Origin of the sequence: Dyadobacter sp. 676 (genome assembly GCF_040448675.1) — a bacterium.
Classification (GTDB): Bacteria; Bacteroidota; Bacteroidia; order Cytophagales; family Spirosomataceae; genus Dyadobacter.
Genome location: NZ_CP159289.1, coordinates 1,099,867 through 1,116,729 on the forward strand (window position 1 = coordinate 1,099,867; position 16,863 = coordinate 1,116,729).

At 52.5% G+C, this 16,863-nt stretch carries 19 protein-coding genes; 10 read left to right on the plus strand and 9 right to left on the minus strand.

Annotated features, from left to right (window positions below; all coding sequences use genetic code 11):
* Window positions 1–16: 16 nt before the first annotated feature.
* On the minus strand, window positions 17–550 hold the full coding sequence (locus ABV298_RS05025) for a DUF4142 domain-containing protein (RefSeq protein WP_353721080.1): 534 nt from the start codon (window positions 548–550) through the stop codon (window positions 17–19).
* 281 nt (window positions 551–831) lie between these two features.
* On the opposite strand from ABV298_RS05025, the gene ABV298_RS05030 reads away from it, so the two are divergent.
* The gene (locus ABV298_RS05030) at window positions 832–1,383 is read left to right on the plus strand and encodes a ferritin-like domain-containing protein (RefSeq protein WP_353721081.1); all 552 of its coding nucleotides are present in this window, start codon (window positions 832–834) and stop codon (window positions 1,381–1,383) included.
* Window positions 1,384–1,399: 16 nt separating this feature from the next.
* Window positions 1,400–3,592: a catalase gene (locus tag ABV298_RS05035; RefSeq protein WP_353721082.1), complete on the plus strand. Its 2,193-nt coding sequence runs from the start codon at window positions 1,400–1,402 to the stop codon at window positions 3,590–3,592.
* Between the two features lie 66 nt (window positions 3,593–3,658).
* On the opposite strand, the gene ABV298_RS05040 is transcribed toward ABV298_RS05035, so the two are convergent.
* The 4 genes from ABV298_RS05040 to ABV298_RS05055 form a co-directional block, all read right to left on the minus strand.
* Window positions 3,659–4,252 (minus strand): ankyrin repeat domain-containing protein, encoded by a 594-nt coding sequence (locus ABV298_RS05040; protein ID WP_353721083.1) that lies wholly within the window; start codon window positions 4,250–4,252, stop codon window positions 3,659–3,661.
* 261 nt (window positions 4,253–4,513) lie between these two features.
* Complete coding sequence (locus ABV298_RS05045) at window positions 4,514–4,843, minus strand: multidrug efflux SMR transporter (RefSeq protein ID WP_353721084.1); 330 nt, start codon at window positions 4,841–4,843, stop codon at window positions 4,514–4,516.
* 74 nt (window positions 4,844–4,917) lie between these two features.
* Window positions 4,918–5,481, minus strand: a complete 564-nt coding sequence (locus tag ABV298_RS05050; protein ID WP_353721085.1) for a Crp/Fnr family transcriptional regulator — start codon at window positions 5,479–5,481, stop codon at window positions 4,918–4,920.
* A gap of 6 nt (window positions 5,482–5,487) precedes the next feature.
* Complete coding sequence (locus tag ABV298_RS05055) at window positions 5,488–5,847, minus strand: DUF4180 domain-containing protein (RefSeq protein WP_353721086.1); 360 nt, start codon at window positions 5,845–5,847, stop codon at window positions 5,488–5,490.
* Window positions 5,848–6,051: 204 nt separating this feature from the next.
* Here ABV298_RS05055 and ABV298_RS05060 point away from each other — a divergent pair, with 204 nt between their 5' ends.
* Entirely contained in the window at window positions 6,052–6,978 is a 927-nt protein-coding gene (locus ABV298_RS05060; RefSeq protein WP_353721087.1) for a glycosyl transferase, read from the plus strand.
* A 195-nt stretch (window positions 6,979–7,173) separates the two neighbouring features.
* Here the strand turns inward: ABV298_RS05060 and ABV298_RS05065 are convergent, their stop codons facing one another.
* Window positions 7,174–8,070, minus strand: coding sequence for a DMT family transporter (locus ABV298_RS05065; RefSeq protein ID WP_353721088.1), 897 nt, complete (start codon window positions 8,068–8,070; stop codon window positions 7,174–7,176).
* 393 nt (window positions 8,071–8,463) lie between these two features.
* Between ABV298_RS05065 and ABV298_RS05070 the strand changes: the two genes are divergently transcribed.
* Both ABV298_RS05070 and ABV298_RS05075 read left to right on the plus strand, forming a co-directional pair.
* Window positions 8,464–9,015, plus strand: coding sequence for a hypothetical protein (locus ABV298_RS05070; RefSeq protein WP_353721089.1), 552 nt, complete (start codon window positions 8,464–8,466; stop codon window positions 9,013–9,015).
* 94 nt (window positions 9,016–9,109) lie between these two features.
* Entirely contained in the window at window positions 9,110–10,225 is a 1,116-nt protein-coding gene (locus ABV298_RS05075) for a hypothetical protein (protein ID WP_353721090.1), read from the plus strand.
* A gap of 58 nt (window positions 10,226–10,283) precedes the next feature.
* On the opposite strand, the gene ABV298_RS05080 is transcribed toward ABV298_RS05075, so the two are convergent.
* From ABV298_RS05080 to ABV298_RS05090, 3 genes are all read right to left on the minus strand, one after another.
* Complete coding sequence (locus tag ABV298_RS05080) at window positions 10,284–10,865, minus strand: DJ-1/PfpI family protein (protein WP_353721091.1); 582 nt, start codon at window positions 10,863–10,865, stop codon at window positions 10,284–10,286.
* A gap of 88 nt (window positions 10,866–10,953) precedes the next feature.
* Window positions 10,954–11,589 (minus strand): SCO family protein, encoded by a 636-nt coding sequence (locus tag ABV298_RS05085; RefSeq protein WP_353721092.1) that lies wholly within the window; start codon window positions 11,587–11,589, stop codon window positions 10,954–10,956.
* A gap of 117 nt (window positions 11,590–11,706) precedes the next feature.
* Window positions 11,707–12,099 (minus strand): hypothetical protein, encoded by a 393-nt coding sequence (locus tag ABV298_RS05090; protein WP_353721093.1) that lies wholly within the window; start codon window positions 12,097–12,099, stop codon window positions 11,707–11,709.
* 193 nt (window positions 12,100–12,292) lie between these two features.
* On the opposite strand from ABV298_RS05090, the gene ABV298_RS05095 reads away from it, so the two are divergent.
* The 5 genes from ABV298_RS05095 (at window position 12,293) to ABV298_RS05115 (ending at window position 16,861) form a co-directional block, all read left to right on the plus strand.
* Entirely contained in the window at window positions 12,293–12,877 is a 585-nt protein-coding gene (locus tag ABV298_RS05095; RefSeq protein ID WP_353721094.1) for a TetR/AcrR family transcriptional regulator, read from the plus strand.
* 63 nt (window positions 12,878–12,940) lie between these two features.
* Window positions 12,941–13,351: an OsmC family protein gene (locus tag ABV298_RS05100; protein WP_353721095.1), complete on the plus strand. Its 411-nt coding sequence runs from the start codon at window positions 12,941–12,943 to the stop codon at window positions 13,349–13,351.
* A gap of 246 nt (window positions 13,352–13,597) precedes the next feature.
* Window positions 13,598–14,101: a methylated-DNA--[protein]-cysteine S-methyltransferase gene (locus ABV298_RS05105; RefSeq protein ID WP_353721096.1), complete on the plus strand. Its 504-nt coding sequence runs from the start codon at window positions 13,598–13,600 to the stop codon at window positions 14,099–14,101.
* A gap of 180 nt (window positions 14,102–14,281) precedes the next feature.
* Complete coding sequence (gene abc-f, locus ABV298_RS05110; RefSeq protein WP_353721097.1) at window positions 14,282–15,871, plus strand: ribosomal protection-like ABC-F family protein; 1,590 nt, start codon at window positions 14,282–14,284, stop codon at window positions 15,869–15,871.
* A 75-nt stretch (window positions 15,872–15,946) separates the two neighbouring features.
* On the plus strand, window positions 15,947–16,861 hold the full coding sequence (locus tag ABV298_RS05115) for a pirin family protein (protein WP_353721098.1): 915 nt from the start codon (window positions 15,947–15,949) through the stop codon (window positions 16,859–16,861).
* The last annotated feature ends 2 nt before the right edge of the window (window positions 16,862–16,863 follow it).

The following is a 16,863-nucleotide window of genomic DNA, read 5'->3' on the forward strand; positions in this document are numbered from 1 at the left end:
CACTTTTGCCCGGTAACTAATGCCGGGTGGCACCGGGCGAGGCTTTAAAGAGTTTCTTTGCCATTTCAAGGTGGTGTTTCAGGGCCGGGATTTTTGAATCGGCCCATTTTTTCAACTCCGGGTCCTCGCCTTTATTCGATTCGGTCTGAAAAAGTCCGATGGTCTGTTCATGCGAAGCGATCATCATATTCATATAGAGCATGTCGAATTGCTCGCCGCTGACGGCCGCCAGGCTATCATATTTCTGCTGCTTCCGGGCGCTCAATGTGGCAGGTACGCTGATCTGCTTTTTTTGTGCCAGTGCTTTCAGTTCCTCGTTCACTTTTGTGTGATCGGTTACCATGGTTTTACCAAAGGTTTTCACTTCCTGTGAAACACCTTTTTGCGAGGCAAGCTCACCGAGTTTTACTTCCAGCATGCCGCCTTCGGCTGCTTCCGTTACAAACTGTTGATCGGGCGCGAAAAGTGGCTTTTCATGAGTAAAACGGTCGGAAAACGCCAGCACGGCCGATAGTACGGCGCAAGCTGCTAACAGGGAAAACACTTTCATAAGATATGATCGTTGAATTTTGGTTGAAAACGGTGCTTAAAAACAAGCCGTCCGAGCGTACAAAATCATGCCAGCGCAGATTACCCAGCAATCCCTTGCGAACGACCGGCCGATGTACCCCCCTTCCGGCCCGTTCAAACTCATCGCTTTCGATTTTCGGTTATACGGGCCCCGACGCCACGCACATTCCGATCGGAATAACCGTCAAAAATACGTTCCACATCGTTGCCTAAACTGGAACATGTTTTGCAGGGAGTGTTCAGTTTTTAAACCAAGCAACTATGAAAAAGGAGACAAACTCGGAGCCAAAATTTAAGACCAAAACCACCGCCGTAGCGGAACCGGCACTTTTTGAGCTCTTTCTGGATTGCCTGCGCGATATTTATTGGGCAGAAAACCATCTGGTAAAGACGTTACCGAAAATGAGCCAGGCGGCTAATTCGAAAAAACTCGTCAGCGCCATTGAACAGCATCTTGCCCAAACCGTGGAACACGTATCGCGGCTTGAACAAATCTTCGGGCTGCTCGGACAAAAAAACATTGCGAAGAAATGCGATGCTATGGAAGGCCTTACCAAGGAGGGCGAAGGAGTGATCGAAAGTACCGACGCCGGCACCGCCACCCGCGACGTGGGCATTATCCTTTCGTCGCAAAAAGTCGAACATTACGAGATCGCGGCATATTCGGGCCTGATACAACTGGCAACCACCCTGGGGCTGGAAGAACCGGCCGGCATACTCGAACAAACCCTCGCCGAAGAACAGGAATCAGATCAGCTGCTGACGTCCATCGCTGAAAATGATATCGTTTACCAGGCTTCCCAGGAGGCTTAACTAACCATCCACAATTATGGCGAAAAGAAAAGCACAGCAAAACCCGGCTGTCGACCAGCCCGAAAATGAAAAAATCAAAAGCCTGGCCCCCCATATGGAAGATTCGGCGGGCAAGATAATGAATACCAACACGGGCGTCCGCATCAACGACGACCAGAATTCCCTGAAAGCAGGTGAGCGGGGCGCTTCCCTGCTGGAAGACTTTATTCTCCGCGAAAAAATTACCCATTTCGACCACGAGCGTATTCCCGAGCGCGTGGTACATGCGCGCGGCTCGGGCGCCCACGGGGTTTTCAAGCTCTACGAACCGCTTCCACAGTATACCAAAGCACAATTTCTCAACGATACCTCGATCGAAACCCCGGTTTTCGTCCGGTTTTCGACCGTCGCCGGTTCCAGGGGTTCCACCGACCTTGCCCGCGATGTCCGGGGATTTGCCGTGAAATTTTATACGCAGGAAGGCAATTTCGACCTCGTCGGAAACAATATGCCCGTGTTCTTTATTCAGGACGCGATCAAGTTTCCGGACCTGGTCCATGCCGTAAAGCCGGAACCTGACAACGAAATCCCCCAGGCGGCATCGGCGCACGACACTTTCTGGGATTTTATATCCGTCATGCCCGAATCCGCGCATATGATCATGTGGCTCATGAGCGACCGCGCCATTCCCCGCAGTTACCGGATGATGGAAGGCTTCGGCGTCCATACTTTCAGGCTGGTGAATGCGGAGGGCGTAAGCCATTTCGTCAAATTCCACTGGAAACCGCTGTTGGGCGTGCATTCGGTTGCCTGGGACGAGGCACAGAACATTTCGGGCAAAGACCCCGACTTTCACCGCCGCGATCTTTGGGACGCCATCGAAAGCGGCAACTTCCCTGAATGGGAACTGGGCTTGCAAATCGTGCCCGAGGCCGACGAATTCAAATTTGAATTTGATTTGCTGGACCCGACCAAAATTATTCCCGAAGAACTGGTGCCTGTATTACGGGTAGGCAAACTGACGCTCAACCGCAATCCCGAAAACTTCTTCGCGGAAACGGAACAGGCGGCATTCCATATCGGCCATGTCGTACCGGGTATCGATTTCACCAACGACCCGCTGCTTCAGGGGCGGCTGTTCTCCTACACTGACACCCAGCTGATCCGACTTGGTGGCCCTAATTTCCAGGAAATACCCATTAACCGGCCTATTGTTCCTGTGCACAACAACCAGCGCGACGGCTTTATGCGGCAGACTATCAACCGGGGAAAGGTCAGCTACGGCCCTAACTCCCTGGGCGATAATTATCCGTTACAGGCCAAAGCCTCCGAAGGCGGTTACACCACTTATCCCGAACGCATCGACGCCCGGAAGATAAGGGCACGCAGCAAGAGCTTCCTGGATCATTTCAGTCAGGCCAGGTTGTTTTATAACAGCCAGTCGGACCCCGAGAAGAACCACATTATCGACGCATTCAGCTTTGAATTAGGCAAAGTGCAATCGGTGGAGGTGCGTCGCAGAATGCTCGGCATTCTTTCGATGATCGACAAGGGGCTGGCCAGCGAAGTGGCATTTGCGCTACGGCTCTCGGTTCCCGAGGACCCCGAACTGCCCGTCAACCGGAGCATTCCGGCCGACGCCGACCCGGCCGATTACGATCCGGTCATGGTCGAAGGCTCGCTTACGGCATCCGCGGCGTTAAGCATGGCCAACGGCCCGAAGGATACGATCAAGACCCGGAAAATCGCATTTCTGGCGGCCGATGGTGTCGACGGCGTGGCACTGAATACCGTAAAAACCGCGTTGGAAGCGGAGGGTGCTATTGTGGAGGTAATAGCGCCCCGTCTGAATTACATTCTTTCGGATTTGGATGAGGAAATTCATGTAAACCACAGTTTCCTGACGGCCGCATCGGTCTTCTACGATGCGGTTTATGTTCCCGGTGGCGTCAACAGCGTAGCCAGTGTGGAAGCCGACGCCGATGCCGTGCATTTCCTCAACGAAGCGTTCAAGCATTGCAAGGCGATTGCTGCGGACGCAGGCGCAATGCAGGTTATCGAGGCAACCTATTTTGCCCGCAAGATCCCTGCCGAATTCTCTGACGAGTCGGTTATGCTCGACGGGGTCGTCATCAGCGACAATCCGGAAACGCTGGCTCGGCAGTTTATCTCGGCTATTGCACAACACAGATTCTGGGAGCGCGAAAAACCCCGGAAAATCCCGGCTTAGATTTAGATAAGGAAGCGTTTGACGCCGGGCCACAGACCCGGCGTCAAACATCGGATCACGGAGCGGTCAGGCCAGTAATGTGATCGCCTCGCGGTTGCCCTGCTGCATAGCGAGATCGAATGCCGATTGGCCCCGCACATCCAGGATATCCGTGTCGGCACCGCTTTCAAGCAACAGTTTCACAACCTCGTTACGACCGAACATGGTCGCGAACATCAGCGCCGTGCCGCCGTTGCCATGCTGGCTGTTCAGGTCCGCGCCGTAGCGGATCAACAGCGCCGCGATCTCAGGTAACCCTTTAAAAGCAGCGCCCATCAGCGCCGTATTTCCACCATAATCTCCCGCATTCACATCCGCACCCGATTCCAGCAGCAGTTCCGCCGCTTGGAGGCGATTGTTATAGCAGGCTATCAGCAAGGGCGTGTAACCTCTTTCGTCCCTTGCATTTACATCCACGCCCCGGCTGAGGAGTTCGCGAATTACATCCAGGTTACCCACGCGGGCAGCGTGTATCAATACATTGGTGAAGTCTTCCATATGGACCGGATTTTGTTTCAAAGCGATTCCTTTCCGGCTTAAAATCCATACCAATGGCGAAAGTTGTCCGGCGGTACGCCGCCTTCTCAAAGCGGTTTTCAGACCCCCCTTCAGTTCCGCCATATCCACCGGCTTTACCGGATACCTGTCGAAGCCCGCCTCCCTGACGGTCGTACGATACACCCGGTATCGAGCAACAGGGCGAGCGTTTTGGCGGCATTGCGGTGATCGTCTACAATGAGAATGCTTCGGTAGCCGGCCCGGGCGGTTTTTCGTTATATGGGGGAGCAAATTCCACAGGTGTCACAGTTACGGTGGTGCAAGGCTACTACGGGGCTATAACCCTTCGGCGCAACGGTTACAAATAACATGCCTCCCGACAGATTAATGGCTGGAAACCATTTTGAGCCCCGCGATGGAAAGGATTAGCGTGGTAATAAAGAATATCCGCCAGAAACTCACCGGATCTTTAAATACAAATATTCCCACCAGTACCGTCCCCACGGCGCCAATCCCCGTCCATACGGCGTAAGCTGTGCCGATCGGCAAAGTTTGCGTGGCTTTCATCAGTAAAACCATGCTTATCGTCATGGATACGATAAATCCTGTGAACCATAAATACATTTCGCTCCCGGAAGTCTCGCGGACCTTTCCCAGGCAGGAAGCGAACCCGACTTCAAACAAGCCAGCGACAATCAGAATAACCCAGTTCATAACTTTTCTTTTTTGAACAAAGGTCTTGCACCGGATCCGTAAAAAATTTTACAAATGATAAAAAACGAAATGCATTACCTGATTTCCGCACGAATCCTGCTCAGGCTAACCTGTGTAATGCCGAGGTAGGAAGCGATATGGCATAATTGTACACGTTGGAGGAGATCCGGCGTCGTGGCCATCAGGTCGAGGTATCTCTCCTGGGCCGTTTTGAACTGCATGGCAATGAGCCTTTCCTCGGTTTTGATGAGCTCCTCCCCGATCAGCTTGCGCCCCCAGTTCGCGATATGGATGTCCCTGGCAAAGAGCGCTTCCAGGCGGGAAGTCCTCATTTGATACAATTCGCAGCTTTCAAGCGTTTCGACGTGCTCGTACCCTTCTTTTCCAGCCACATAGCTTTTCATCGAAATCACCACGTCGCCTTCCTTTCCAAACCAGAATGTAACATCGCCGCTGCCTGAATCGGAATAGGCCCGCACAATTCCGCTTCTGATAAAATACAATGTTTTTTCAACCCGGCCCGCACGCAGGAGCGTATGGTTTTTAGGATAGCTCACACCGGAGATATGGGCTTTCAGGGCTTCCTTCGAATCGGGCGGCAAGGGGTAGAAACGGTCGAGGATTTCATCTATTTCCATCCTGCATCAGCCGGCCAGTTTCACCACCGCTTCTTCGACCGTAGGCAGGAAGTTGATCTGCTTTCCCTTGTTGCTTTCAAAGATAAAGTCGCGCAGGCTTTTGCTCTCATAGTGTGCAAAGTCGCCGACAATGGCCAGCCGCATTTTGTAAGTAGCAAATTTTTGCAGGATTTCGCCTGCTATACCCGTTTTGAGCTCGAAGAAAGCGGGGGTAATATTTTGCTCATGCAGGATAACGCAATCGTAATCCTGGTAATACAGATCCGCGAGCAATTGAAGCCCGTCGTCGGGCGTCCGGACCAGAAGCTGGTCGGACAAGACCTCGGCTATGGAAGTCCCGTTATTTTGATGTTTCCGGATATTCATAACAAGTTCCGCCGTGCGGTTCAGTCACGCGGCCAATTGCGAAGATAGTAAAAAAAGCCCTCCCGGCGATGCATATAAATATTCAGCCTGGCGGGTTTACCGGTCGCTTATCGTCATTCGTTGCTCCGAAATAGCCGCCGACTCGCTATTTTTGCCGTGTACCAAAATCGATCCACTCTGCCTTTACGCATCCTGATAGCGCCATTGGACTGGGGACTGGGGCATGCCACCCGCTGCATTCCGGTCGTCAGATACCTTATAGAAAACGGTTGTGAGGTTACCATTGCGGCCTCGGGTGCAACGGCATTGCTGTTGAAAAACAACTTCCCCGATATACCGCAAATACCCCTGCCGGGCTACAATATTACATACAGCCGGCGCGGCGGCACGTTTGTCCTGAAAATTCTGGCCCAGATACCCAAAATCCTCCTGGCGATCCGGCGGGAGCGGCAATGGCTCAGGAACATACAGGCTGCGCGCCATTTCGATCTCGTGATTTCGGACAATCGATATGGGCTCAAAATCAATGCGCTAAAATCCGTAATAATGACCCACCAGTTGCAGGTCATAACCGGTTTCGGGGACCGGGCAGATGCCATGCTGCAAAGAATGCACTACCGCATACTCGAAAAATTCGACGCATGCTGGATCGTAGACGCCGAAGCGAACGGCGGATTGGCGGGAATGCTGTCACATCCTTCCCGCATCCCGTCCAATGCAACTTACCTGGGCCTTTTGTCACAGTTGCGCGGTCCTGCCTCCCCGGCGCCCGGGCAACCGGAACAGATACTCATTCTGCTTTCCGGGCCGGAGCCCGCGCGTAGCCTGCTCGAAAAGCAGCTGCTCGCACAAATTACAAACATTGACGAATACCATTTCCATCTGATAGCCGGCAACCCGGCGGGTCGCGTACCGGGGCATTTGCCTGCGCATGTGACCTACGCCACGCACGCGAATGCCGACGATCTGGCCGTTGCGCTTGCCGCCGCCCGACTGGTAATCTGTCGAAGCGGCTACTCCACGCTTATGGATCTGGTGTTTTTTGAAAAAAAGCATTGCTTATCCCCACGCCGGGGCAATCGGAGCAGGAATATCTGGCCGGCTATTTACTGGCAAAAGGCATCGCGCTGAGCCGGCAGCAAAAATCGCTGGATTTGCAAAAGGATATTGCCGACGCATTGCAATACAGGGGCTTTGCCGCTTTCGAAGATACGTCGGGCCAAATGCGGAACGTAATTGATGGCATTTTAAGGCAGCTGCAAAGTTGACGTTCGGCCAGCCTATCGAAAAACGGGGCGTCGTTGCTTATGACGCCCCGTTTCATTATCAATCGGCCAGTAGCGGCTCTTCCGCATTCCGGTGCGCACGAACGACGCGCAACATTTGCAGTAACACCGACAGTACGATCAGCGCCAGACCCACATAAAACGACCATTGGAGCTCCCTGTTTTCACGATAAATCAGAATGGCGAGAATGATCGTGTACACCGGTTCAAGGTTCAGGCTAAGGTTAACCGTGAATGCCGAAATGCGGTTCAGCGCCTGCGTTTGCAGCATGTACAGGACTACCGTGCAAAAGAATGCCAGCAGAAGTAAATATCCCCAATCGGACCACGAGGGCATCATCGTCGCGACAGGGAAGAAATAGAAATAGACGGGCATCAGCGGTGTAAGCGCCAAAGCTCCGCCCAGCATCGAATACACGGTAATCGTCTCGCTCCGAAAGGATTTCGCCAGCCGCTCGTTGGTGATCATGTAAAACGACGCGATCGCCGACGAAATGATCCCCAGGCCGATACCCGCGCGGTATCGTGCATCGATGCTGAAAATCAACACGATGCCAGCCAGCGTAAGCGTACTTAAAAACAGCTCGGATAACACGAAGGGTTTCTTGTTGATAAGCGGCGACAATATGGCGGTAAAGAAGCCTGTCAATGAAAAGCAAACGACCCCTACCGAAATATTGGAGTACTTAATACTACCGTAGAACAGCATCCAGTGCAATCCCAGGAGCAGCCCGGTCAGAGAAATGCGCCGGAAGTCGCGGAACGCTATGCGCTCCAGTTTTCCGGTCACCGCCAGGATCATGAGCATCAATATTCCCGCCAACCATATGCGGTACCACGACAGCAGGCCTTCGTTTACAGTGATCAGTTTCCCGAAAATGCCGGTAAAACCGGCGAGAATAATGGCTATATGCAGCTTGATGAAAGCTTTTTTCATTGTAATGATTGTTCAAAAAGGTAATTAAATGGACGTCCGGCGCACCACGAAATGCAGGCGCAAGCCGGTTAAGCGAACCCGTCGCGCGGGAAAGGCTTAACGACCCTCATGAACAATGGTAATAGACAAATAGAGAATTGACTCCCGCGTCGGCGGGAATACCAGGATCGGTTCCGGTCATTAAGCCATCAGGCTACCGGAGGAGGCGAAATGCAGAAAAGAAGGCGGTTATCGGACATATTTTTGGGAATTGCCTGGCAAAGGTAAGCCGTTTTTCCCAAAACCTCAATATCGTTAACAGCCATGCCCGTCGTACAACTTTCATTGTACGATATTTTCATTTTTTTGACTTTATTTTACCTTTGCATTGTAAAAAACCGTTGAGGGACGAATTTGGGCCGACTTTTATCACTTCTGCTTTTCGGGCTGCTGCTTTATAACATGATGGGCTATTCGGTAGTCTATCTGTTGGAAGAAAAGTACGTCCCGACGGCCGCCGGGCAGGAGCATATCGAGCGCAGCGCCCACTCGCGCGACATCGTGGTGAAAGTACCGGTGTCGCTTCCTTATCAGGCAAACTGGTCGCACCCCGAGCCTTCCGAAGGTAAAATCGAGCACGAGGGCGAATACTACCAGATACGGACCCGGCAATTGATGAACGACACGCTGTACGTGTACTGCGAACATGACCAGAATGCGCGTGACCGGTATATGGAACTTGTTGACCATATTCAGAATGAAGTCGAAAGACCATCGCCGGCAGGCCATGCCAGGCTGCTCAAATCCTTTGTGAAGGAATTCATGGTTTCCTCACGGAAGCATATCTTTTTTGTACTCGAATGGATTGAAACAACACCATCAGCAACAGACCGATATAACGCCCCCGTTTCAGATTGCCGGCACAATACCCCGGCGCCTCCTCCCGACGCACTACTGATTTCCTAGTTTTTTGCAGCCCGCACATTCCGGCTCCCGTACAGGCGGCCCGGCAGGCGAATGCATGTATTTCAACCCATCAGGACCATTCACCAAATCAGTAATGAAAAAAGCATTATCTATCTCAATCGCATTGTTTTTAACACTTTGCACCGCTCAGGGTGCGTTCGCACAGGGTTGCGTGGCCATCCGCGGAACCGGCAATGCCTGCATGATCGCGCATGCCGACAGCAACGATCACCAGCAATGGGTGCTTAGCACGAGTGTCCGGTACTTTAAATCGTTCCGGCACTTTTCCGGTCCGCATGAGAACAAGGAACGTCTCGAACAGCACACGGAAGTAATCAATCACACCGCCTCGCTCGACATCAATATCATGCGCGTCCTTAACGACCGGTGGTCGCTGATGGTCGACCTTCCCATTATTTCCAATGCGCGATCGTCGCTGTACGAGCACGGTTTGGTCAACGGCAGCAACAAGTTCAACGAGCGCCACAGCATGCATTCCTTCGGCATCGGCGACCTGCGCATTGCCGCCTACCACTGGCTATTCGATCCAAAAAAGAGTTACCGCGGGAATATTCAGCTCGGGCTGGGAATCAAGCTGCCCACCGGCGACTACGATTACCAGGATTACTGGTACAACGTAGGCCCGAATGGTAGCAAGGAACTGCGGACCGTGGACCAATCCATTCAGCTTGGCGACGGCGGCACGGGTGTCACGGTCGAGTTGAATACTTTTTACAACCTGTTCCACAACTTCGGCGTTTACGGCAACTTCTTCTATCTCATCAACCCCCGCGAGCAGAACGGCGTCCGCACCTACCGCGAGACACTTTCGCCGCGTTTGGCCAACGAGGCGATCATGAGCGTTCCCGACCAATATATGGCCCGCGGCGGTTTCAGCTACTCGCTTCACCCGTTTGCGAAAGGCTGGGCGATAGCCGCCGGCGCGCGTCTCGAAGGCATTCCGGTGCACGACCTGATCGGCGGCAGCGGCGACTTCCGTCGCCCCGGTTATGTGTGGAGCATCGAGCCCGGCATCACCTATTCGGGCAAAAAATTCAGCTTTTTTGCTACCGTACCGGTTGCATTCGTCAGAAACCGGACTCAAAGCGTAACCGACAAAGAGAATTCCGACAAAACCGGAACCTTTGTACGCGGCGATGCGGCATTTGCAGATTATTCTGTGAACGCGGGGATTTCCTTCAAATTCTAGAATACCGCATAAAAAAGGGCCAAACGCGCGTTTGGCCCTTTTTTATTAAAACCTTCCCTTAAATACCGCCGATCTGAACACCCAGCAGCTTGTAAAATTCTCTCAGGATTGCCGGGTGCCCCGGCCATGCGGGCGAAGTTACGAGGTTGCCATCCACGATTGCCTGGTCGGCCGGGATGTTCTTCCATGTTCCGCCGGCGAGCTCGATATCCGGCCCCACCGCCACATAGGCCGTGAGTGTACGGCCCTGCAACACTTTTGCCGCAGTAAGGATCTGAATGCCATGGCAAATAGCCGCTACCGGCTTATTCGCCTCAAAAAAATGCCGGGTAATTTCCAGCACGCGTTTATTGAGACGCGTATATTCGGGCGCGCGGCCGCCTGCGATGTAAAGTCCGTCGTAGTCGGCCGGGTTAACGCCTTCGAAATCGACGGTGATCGCAAAGCGGTGGCCCTGTGTTTCCTTGTACGTCTGGTCGCCTACGAAATCATGAACGGCGGTCGGCACGGTGTCGCCTTTCTTGCGGTCGGGTGCGAGTGTATCCACTTCGAATCCGACGGAAAGCAAAGCCTGGTAGGGCACCATGGCTTCGTAATCTTCTACGTAATCCCCTGCCAGCAACAGAATTTTCTTCGACATAACGGTTTAAGTTTAGTGATTAAAGAAGTTTTACTGCATTTAAAGCTACGTGAAAAACAGCCTTCTTGTTCCTGCAAGGGCTGATTCTTTAATTTTCGTACTCTTTCAGCAGCGTCCTGATGTCGCGGATGAGCTCGTAGGTCCCCTCGTCGGTGGTACCGTCGTACATGCCGCGAATATGGCGGTCCTTATCGAGCAGCACAAAATGGCCACTGTGTAAAAATCCGCCCGGCGATTTAGCGTCCTCGGCTGCGGTGACGAGGTAATGCCGCTGCCCTATTTCATAAATTTTCTCCCGGTCGCCCGTCACGAACTGCCAGGTGGCATTGCTGACGCCCAGGTCGGTCGAGTACGTTTTAAGTACTGCCGGTGTATCATGTTCCGGGTCGATCGTATGCGAGAGAATGCGTACGGTCGGGTTGTTTTTCACTTCGTCGTAAACTTTGAGCATATTCTTTTTCATTACCGGACAAATCGTCGGGCAGGTCGTAAAAAAGAAGTCGGCGACATATATTTTGTCTTTGAAATCGTGCTCGGTGACCGTCTGATTGTCCTGATTGGTAAATGAAAAAGCGGGAATGGAGGGATAACGGGTTTCCTCGGTTGTTTTCCCATCCACCGTTCTCACAACAGTTTCCGGTTCGCCGAGGTAAGGCAGTTTGCGGTCTTCGCAGGCGGTCAGTAAAACCGCCGTCAGACCCAGCATAAATACAGGGACTCGCATGAATGTGACAAGTTTGGAATTAATAAAATGATTGATGCGAACGCACCTGCAGGCGCAGCGGCGTTCGAAAGAGATCGTGCCTCGCGTAATGCGAAGGCAATGTGCGATAATAGCCGCTCAAGTCAGCGGGGGATGAAAGATATCCGCCGCAGCGGCACGGGGAATAAAGTGCGACCGGAATGCAAACGTTACCTTCAACGGCATTTCAAATCGCTCGGGCGACTGAAAAACGAATGGTCGGCCTGTGTCCATAACCTGAAACAACAGGTTCGCCATACAGGTTTGTTCTGCCTGCCGCTCTTCCTGCTTCTTGGCATCGACCACTTTTTGGGCCAGGTAACATCTGCCTTCACAGACGACGATCGGATTGTCGCGGTTCACGCAGAGGTTCGCGATAATGTATTCCTTTCGCAATTCGTAATCCAGGTACATCAAAGGGACAACCCATGCCTTGATTAGCATCAGCAGCGTAAAGCCGAGGGTGATCCATTGCCTGCCGGAAACTTTCACGAAATGGAATGCCAGATTTTATTGTTAAACAAAATGTCAGGCAAAACTAACGCCCGATACCAAAGATACCAAATCTTTCCCGCGACACCCTTTCCTTTCTCCTTTCCTCCCCTTCCCCCTTTCAAAAAAATCATCTTTTATTTTGTACTAATTAGTAAAGTATTATACCTTTGTAGCACCAAACAATAAAACAATGGCAGGCAGACCTAAAATATATGACGAAACGGCGATCCTGGACAAGGCGGTGGAAGTCTTTTGGGAGAAAGGATATGCCAACGCGACTGCCGACGACCTGCTCCATGCGATGGGAATCGGAAAAGGTAGTTTTTACTTCGCATTCAAAGGCGGAAAGGAGGAGTTGTTCAGAAAGTCGATGGAACGGGTCGTTGAACTGAATTTCAAATCGCTCCGCGACACGCTTGCTACCTGTGATAACCCCGTGCAGTTCCTCCGTGATTTTTTCATGTCGCTTGCCGGCAATGAATCGCCGGTTGGCGACAAAGGTTGCTATTTCGGCAACGCACTGATACAGGTTTCGGCGCACGACTCCGGGTTGAAACTGATCGCATCCAAATACCTGCATTTGCTGGAAGAGATATTTACCGGAGCCGTTCAACGGGGCAAGGGCCTTGGACTGCTGCAAACCGCGGAATCCGCTGAAACGCTCGGGACTTACCTGGTAAATCTCTGGAATGGCCTGAATGTGACACGCAGAATGGAAACCGATCAACACAAACTGGCCGAACTGGTCCGTTTGAACCTGAATATCCTCACGTAATTTTTTTATCCAATTTTGTACCAAATAGTACAGTTTATTTCAACCACTTAAATCAAAAAAATCATGAAACGCAAAGCAACAGCCGTATGGAATGGTGATATCAAAACAGGCGCCGGCCATATCACAACGGGCAGCACCGTTCTTAATAAAACGCAATACTCCTTCAATAGCCGCTTCGCCGACGGCATCGGCACCAATCCCGAGGAACTCCTTGCGGCCGCACACGCGGGCTGCTTCACGATGAAACTCGACCTGGATCTTACACAGGCGGGCTACAAGGTGGAATCGTTGGAAACGCAATCGGTTGTTACGCTGGATAATGGCAAAATCACCAAATCCGAATTGACCCTGCAAGCCAGGGTACCGGGTATTTCGGAAGAAGATTTCCGGATCATCGCCAAAGAAGCCGAAAAAACCTGTCCGGTGAGCCAGGCCTTCAATTTTGAAATCGTACTGAACGCGACATTGGCTTGATCGGATTGGCCGTTAGACGCCGGCCGGCGCCTGACTCCTGTCGGGCGCCAATTGCATTTTTGCCATTTTTACCGGCGGGCCTGGGAAGCATCGCTTATCTGCTCACATTCTCCCGGCGACCGTTTAGCCAAAACCAATCTTCTCGATCTGACGGGCACGGAGCTTCAAATCGTTTCAATTACCAGTGGTTTCAAACGAACCGGTTACCTCCGACTTTTTGTTGCATGGTAACAAACTGCCACCAGAATGAGTACCTTCTTCAAGCGGATACCGTCGCCGACGGGCCTTCTGACGCTGATTGCCAGCGAAAACGGATTACGGGCCGTGCTCTGGGACCGTGGCGATCCCGAAAAATCCGGCATCGACCGGGGTGAAGAAAACCCCGATCACCCATTGCTGCTCGAAACGGAAAGACAACTGAACGAATACTTCACCAAAAAGCGCAAAACCTTTTCGCTTCCGCTGGACTTCGTCGGCAGCGAATTTCAAAAGCAGGTCTGGGAAGCGTTGCTGACCATTCCCTTTGGCGAAACGCGGACATACGGCGATATCGCGCGCCAGATAGGCAATCCCGATTCGGTACGGGCCGTAGGCGGCGCTGCCAACAAAAACCCTATTCCGATCATAGCGCCTTGCCATAGGGTCGTGGGGGCCAACGGGAAGCTGGTTGGCTTTGGCGGCGGGCTTGAAAACAAAGCATTGCTACTGGATCTGGAAGCACCCTATCGGCAAACCACGTTGTTCGATTAAAATGGCCGCACAACAGGTAACCGTTAGTTAACCTGTCGTATTTTCGAGATTTCTTTTTTATCTTTGCCACATTGTTCACCAACCGTAAACACCAGGTGTAGGAGTCCATTTCTTTCAGGAAAATAAATGCATGCGGCCGTTGTGGCGGCCGCTATTATTCATTCTCAAAAGAAATGTACTATGCTTTTTCTTCAAGGTGTTACCTATGCACACCCGAACCGGGATGTGCTTTTTACCGATATTAACCTTACTGTTAACAGACACGACAAAATTGCGCTCATAGGGAACAACGGTGCCGGAAAATCGACATTGTTGGGCATCCTGGCAGGTCGCCTTAAACCGGCTGCGGGTGCCGCCGGTGCCGATTCGAAACCTTATTACGTTCCCCAGCTTCTGGGACAGTTCAATCACCTCACCGTAGCCGAAGCGCTGGGTGTACATGATAAATTGCTGGCGCTGAAAGAAATTCTCGAAGGGCACCTTACCGACATAAACCTCGAACTGCTGGACGACGACTGGGGTATCGAAGAACGGTGCCAGGAAGCTTTCGCTCATTGGCAACTGAACGGCGTAACGCTCGCGCAACCTATGGCTACGTTGAGCGGAGGGCAGAAGACCAAGGTTTTTCTCGCCGGAATCATCATCCATGAACCTGAAATTGTACTCCTCGACGAGCCCAGCAATCACCTCGATGTGGACAGCCGGTCTATTTTGTATGATTATATCCGGTCCACGAACCATACGCTCGTCGTGGTCAGCCACGACCGGACTTTGTTGAACCTGCTCGATACGGTTTGTGAACTCGGAAAACGGGGCGTCACTACTTACGGCGGGAATTATGATTTTTATGTAGAACAGAAGGCCATCGAAAACGAAGCGCTGAATCAGGACGTAAAAGCCAGGGAGAAGGCGCTTCGGAAAGCCAGGGAAGTAGAAAGGGAATCGATGGAACGCCAGCAAAAGCTGGATGCGCGCGGCAAAAGGAAGCAAGAGAAAGCGGGCCTGCCGACAATCGTTCAGAATGCATTCCGGAACAATGCCGAGCGAAGTACAGCCCGAATGAAGGGGATCCACGCCGAAAAAGTAGACGGCATCGCCCGGGAACTAAGCGATTTACGCAGCGAATTACCGGCCGCGGATAAAATGAAGGTCGATTTCGACAATTCGTCCCTGCACAGGGGCAAAATTCTCGTTACGGCGGAGCATATTAACTACACTTATACCGATCGGGCGCTTTGGGACTTGGAGACCGGTTTTCAGATCACCAGCGGCGAGCGCATAGCCATCAAAGGTGCCAACGGTTCGGGAAAAACCACGCTGCTCCGCATGATCCTGGGCGAGTTGCAGCCGGCAACCGGTACCATTGTGCGCGCCGATTTCAAATCCGTTTACATCGACCAGGATTATTCACTCATCGACAACACCTTAACCGTTTATGAACAGGCCTGGAAATTCAACTCGGGGGCATTGCAGGAGCACGACATCAAAACCCGCCTTAACCGGTTTTTGTTTACGAGGGAATACTGGGACAAACCTTGTGTAGATCTCAGCGGCGGCGAAAAAATGCGGCTGATGCTCTGTTCACTGGCCATTGCCACACAAGCCCCGGACATGATCGTCCTCGACGAGCCGACCAATAACCTCGACATCCAGAACATCGGGATACTTACCGCCGCAATTAACGAGTACCGGGGCACGATCATCGTCGTTTCGCACGATGCGCATTTCCTTCGGGAGATCGGCGTCGGGAGAGAAATTGTATTGGCCTGATATTTAACCTCCGCGAATGCCGGGGCTTTCCCATACTTACCCGGCATTCCCTTATATTTAACCAAAAAAATCTCCATGCTGGATATTGTGATCGAAGCCCGGAAAGCGGCTATCAGTGAATCGGTGATGGTGAAACGGATATTGCCGTTCCGCCTCAGACGAATGGTCGGGCCGTTTATTTTTATGGACCACGCGGGGCCGTTGGGCGCGGTCCCCTCGAACCCGTCGTCAATGGACGTGCTTCCTCACCCTCATATCGGTCTCTCTACCGTGAGTTACCTGTTTGACGGCCAGGTTACGCACCGCGACAGTACAGGGGTGGAACAGATTATCAAACCCGGGGAAGTGAACTGGATGACTGCCGGGAGCGGAATTGCACATTCGGAACGATTCGAAGACCCTGCCGCACTCGCGGGTGGACTCGAAATGATTCAGACCTGGGTTGCATTGCCCGAAAAAGACGAGGAAGCAGCCCCGACATTCAGGAACTATACCCGGAGCGAGCTGCCCGTGTTTACCGACAAGGGTGTGTGGATGCGCCTGATCGCCGGGGAAGCCTTTGGATTGTCGAACGGCGTACAAACACTTTCACCGCTTTTTTACCTGCACGTGGTGCTGGAAACCGGCGCGGCGTTCACTGTCCCGGAGGGTTATTCGGAACGGGCCGTTTATATTGTAAAGGGAGCCGTCGAGACGGGTGGCCGTTTTTACCAGCCCGGCCAAATGCTGGTTTTTAACAAAAATGCGGAACCCGTCGTAAAAGCGCTGGAAAATACGACGCTGATGCTGCTGGGCGGCGAATCGCTAGGCGAACGGTTTATCTGGTGGAACTTCGTCTCGTCGCGCAAGGAGCGCATTGAACAGGCAAAGGAGGATTGGAAACAGGGACGCATTCAGCTGCCCCCGGCGGACGACCAGGAGTTTATCCCTTTACCCGAAGATCACTCACGCCCCGCCGGTGCTCCGCCACGACCGGAACCGCTCTCCTGATG